2 protein-coding genes and 1 pseudogene are annotated in these 4,216 nt (G+C 73.5%); all 3 read left to right on the top strand.

From position 1 onward, the window contains the following. Positions 1-2,375 (top strand): DUF5682 family protein (locus CA983_RS41170; protein WP_244207317.1); only part of this gene is annotated, 2,375 nt, incomplete at its 5' end. 139 nt (positions 2,376-2,514) lie between these two features. Further along, complete coding sequence (locus tag CA983_RS41165) at positions 2,515-3,678, top strand: VWA domain-containing protein (RefSeq protein WP_086605774.1); 1,164 nt, start codon at positions 2,515-2,517, stop codon at positions 3,676-3,678. A gap of 267 nt (positions 3,679-3,945) precedes the next feature. Next, positions 3,946-4,216 (top strand): annotated as a pseudogene (locus CA983_RS41160) (hypothetical protein); the annotation flags it as partial.

The following is a 4,216-nucleotide window of genomic DNA, read 5'->3' as shown; positions in this document are numbered from 1 at the left end:
GGGCGGGGCCGCTGCTGCTCGGGGTGCGGCATCACGGGCCGGGGTCGGCGCGGGCGGTGCGGGCGGCGCTGRAGGAGGCCCGGCCACGGGTCGTGCTGATCGAGGGACCTCCCGAGGCCGATGCCTTGATTCCGCTCGCTGCCGACGAGGAGATGCGGCCGCCGGTCGCCCTGCTCGCCCATGCCGTGGACGAGCCCGGCCGTTCGGCGTTCTGGCCGCTGGCCGAGTTCTCTCCGGAGTGGGTCGCCATCCGCTGGGCCCTGGAACACGACGTCCCGGCCCGCTTCATCGACCTGCCGGCCACGCACACGCTGGCGTGGGGGAGGCAGGAGGACGAGGCCGCGGTGGAGGGCGAATCCCCTCTGGACGCCGAGACGGCGGACAGCGAGGGCGACTCCGGCCCCGACCTCTGCCCCGGACCCGCCGACGTGCGGATCGATCCGCTCGGGGTGCTCGCCGAGACCGCCGGTTACGACGACCCGGAGCGGTGGTGGGAGGACGTCGTGGAGCACCGGGGCGTGGGAAAGGGGGACGTGCTCGCGCCGTTCACCGTGCTGGAGGAGGCGATGGGGGCGCTGCGGGAGACCTACGGCAGCGGGGGACACGACCGTGACCTGGTGCGTGAGGCGTACATGCGGCTCCAGGTGCGGGCAGCCCAGCGGGATTTCGAGGACGGCGTGGCCGTGGTGTGCGGGGCGTGGCATGTGCCCGCCCTGCGGCAGAAGACCACCGTCGCCGCCGACAAGGCGCTGCTGAGGGGGCTGCCCAAGGTCAGGACGGACATGACGTGGGTGCCGTGGACCCACCGCCGGCTGTCCCGGATCAGCGGGTACGGCGCCGGCATCGACTCGCCGGGCTGGTACGGGCACTTGTTCAGCGCCCCGGACCGGCCGGTCGAGCGGTGGATGACCAAGGTGGCGGGGTTGCTGCGCGCCGAGGACCGGCTCGTCTCCTCCGCGCACGTCATCGAGGCCGTGCGGCTGGCCGAGACGCTCGCCGCGATGCGCGGCCGTCCGCTGCCCGGCCTGAGCGAGACGACCGACGCGGTGCGGGCGGTGATGTGCGAGGGATCGGACGTGCCGCTGGCGCTGGTGCGGGACCGGCTGGTCGTGGGCGACGTGCTGGGGGAGGTGCCCGCGACGGCGCCGGCGGTTCCGTTGCAGCGGGACCTCGCCCGGCTCCAGCGCCGGCTGCGGCTGAAGCCGGAGGCGCTGGAGCGGGAGGTGGAGCTCGACCTGCGCAAGGAGATCGACGCCGCCCGCAGCAGACTGCTGCACCGGCTGCGGTTGCTCGGCGTCGCGTGGGGCGAACCGGCCGCCTCGCGGGGCAGCACGGGCACGTTCCGGGAGACGTGGCGGCTGCGCTGGGAGCCCGAGCTGTCCGTACGGGTCGCGGAGGCCGGGGTGTGGGGGACGACCGTCCTGTCCGCCGCGACCGCCAAGGCCGAGGCGGACGCCGTCGCCGCGCAGGGGCTCGCCGACGTCACCGCACTCGCCGAGCGCTGCCTGCTGGCCGAACTGCCCGACGCGCTGCCGACGGTGATGCGGATCCTCGCCGACCGGGCGGCCCTCGACAGTGATGTCGGCCAACTCGCCCAGGCGCTGCCCGCTCTCGTCCGCTCCCTGCGCTACGGCGATGTGCGCGGCACGGACACCGGGGCCCTGGGAGAGGTCGCGGCGGGTCTGGCCGAGCGGGTCTTCGTCGGCCTGCCCCCGGCCTGCGCCGCGCTCGACGCGGACGGTGCCGCGGAGATGCGGCGGCATGTCGACGCCGTGCACGGGGCCGTGGGGCTCCTGGGAGACACCCCCGCGGCGGGACAGGGCCACTTGAGAGCCCGTTGGCAGTCGGTGCTGCGTGTGCTGTGCGGGCGGGACACCGTTCCCGGGGTGATCAGGGGGCGGGCCGTCCGGCTCCTGCTCGACGACGGGGAGTTGGCTCAGGACGAGGCGGCGCGCCTGATGGGGCTCGTCCTGTCCCCGGGCACGCCACCGGCGGACGCGGCCGCGTGGATCGAGGGCTTCGTCGGAGGAGGCTCCGGGGGCGGGATGCTCCTGGTGCACGACGAGCGGCTGCTCGGGCTGGTCGACGCGTGGCTGACCGGGGTGCCGGCGGAGGCGTTCACGGACGTGCTGCCCCTGCTGCGGCGGACGTTCTCGGCGTACGAGCCCGGCGTGCGGCGGACCCTAGGTGAACTGGTCCGGCGCGGACCCGGGGCCGGGAGCAGCGCGACAGGGGCCGGCTCCGGCATACCCGGGTTCGCGACGGAGCTCGACACGGTGCGCGCGGATGCCGTGCTGCCGGTCGTGCGGCTGCTGCTCGGGCTGGACGAAGGGGAAGAGCACATGGGCAACAACCTGGTGGGGGTGACGGGATGACGACCGACGGACTGAGGCAGCCGGCTCCGAGCGCGGAGCCGGGACACACCGTCGGCAACGGGTCGCCGGCGGAAGTCCGGCCGGCGACGGCCGTGCCGGTGATCCCGCTGTGGGAACGGCCTCGCGAGGGAGGACGCGGATGACGGCCGAGGTGACGGACCCGGCGCGGGAGCGGTTGCGGCGGTGGCGGCTCGTGCTCGGGGGCGACGCGGCGGACGGCACCGGGTGCGAACTGTCCGGGCGGGACGCGGCGATGGACGGAGCGCTCACCGCGCTTTACGGCAAGGGGGAGAAGCCGCAGGCGGGCCGGGAACGTTCGGCGGGACTCGGGGCGTCGGCGCCGTCCGTGGCGCGCTGGCTCGGGGACATCCGGACGTACTTCCCGTCCTCCGTCGTACAGGTCATGCAGCGCGACGCCATCGACCGGCTCGGTCTCGCCACGCTCCTGCTGGAGCCGGAGATGCTGGAGGCGGTGGAGGCCGACGTGCACCTCGTCGGCACGCTGCTGTCGCTCAACAAGGCCATGCCCGAGACGACGAAGGAGACGGCACGGGCCGTCGTGCGCAAGGTCGTCGAGGACCTGGAGAAGCGGCTCGCCACCCGCACCCGGGCCACCCTCACCGGCGCCCTCGACCGCAGCGCCCGGATCAACCGGCCCCGCCATCATGACATCGACTGGAACCGCACGATCGCGGCCAACCTCAAGCACTACCTGCCCGAGTACCGAACGATCGTGCCGGAGCGGCTCATCGGGTACGGGCGAGCGTCCCAGTCCACGAAGAAGGAGGTCATCCTCTGTATCGACCAGTCGGGATCCATGGCGGCATCGGTCGTGTACGCATCGGTGTTCGGAGCGGTGCTCGCCTCGATGCGGACGATCTCCACGCGACTGGTCGTCTTCGACACGGCGGTCGTCGACCTCACGGACCAGCTCGACGATCCCGTCGACGTCCTGTTCGGGACGCAGTTGGGCGGCGGCACGGACATCAACCGGGCACTCGCCTACTGCCAGTCGCAGATCACCCGGCCCGCGGAGACGGTGGTCGTGCTGATCAGCGACCTCTACGAGGGAGGCATACGGGACGAGATGCTCAAGCGGGTCGCGGCGATGAAGGCCTCGGGGGTGCAGTTCGTGACGCTGCTGGCGCTCTCGGACGAGGGGGCGCCGGCATACGACCGGGAGCACGCGGCCGCGCTGGCCGCGCTGGGGGCACCGGCGTTCGCCTGCACGCCCGATCTGTTCCCGGAGGTGATGGCGGCGGCGATCGAGAAGCGTCCGCTGCCGATACCGGATGCGGCGTGACGTGCCGAAGGCCGTGGTGGTGAGCGGCGGTCGGATGCCGGATGGCGACTTGTCGATGCATCGTCGCCCGACTCCGGCCGGCACAACGGATATGGCTGACCATCAGTGGGAAAGGGCTTGCGCGACCTCCGCACTCCCGTGCGAGGATCGGCGCTGCTCGGCTCGGCGGTGCGTCGCGCCGGGCAGTACCGCGTCGTGCCGACTCGTTGCTCGTAACGCGTTATGCGTTCCGCACCTGTTCCGCAGCACGAGAGGAAGCTCCCCCTCTTGACCTGGTCAGCAGTCCTGCCCGGTGCCGCTGTGCGCATGCCGCGCACAGCGGCCGGGTGGCGTGCGCTCCGAGTGGCGCTGCTGGTGGGCGGAGTGCTCGTCATCGGGCTGCTGTTCGGGCAGCGGGCGTATGCGGCGGACGGCGGGCGGGCGCTGACGGACGGCACGGCCGGGTGGGTCGCCGGCGAGCAGAGTCCCTCGGCCCGGCCTGACGCGCACGCCTCGGCGGGCGGGGTACCGCCGGACGCGCACGTCGCGGGGCCTCGGC

It is taken from the genome of Streptomyces swartbergensis (assembly GCF_002148965.1).
GTDB lineage: Bacteria > Actinomycetota > Actinomycetes > Streptomycetales > Streptomycetaceae > Streptomyces > Streptomyces swartbergensis.
This window is presented reverse-complemented; position numbering and strand designations above follow the sequence as displayed.

Bases quoted from the DNA above. Each gene is read 5' to 3' on its own strand.
- CA983_RS41165 (WP_086605774.1), top strand. From the start codon at position 2,515: ATGACGGCCGAGGTGACGGACCCGGCGCGGGAGCGGTTGCGGCGGTGG.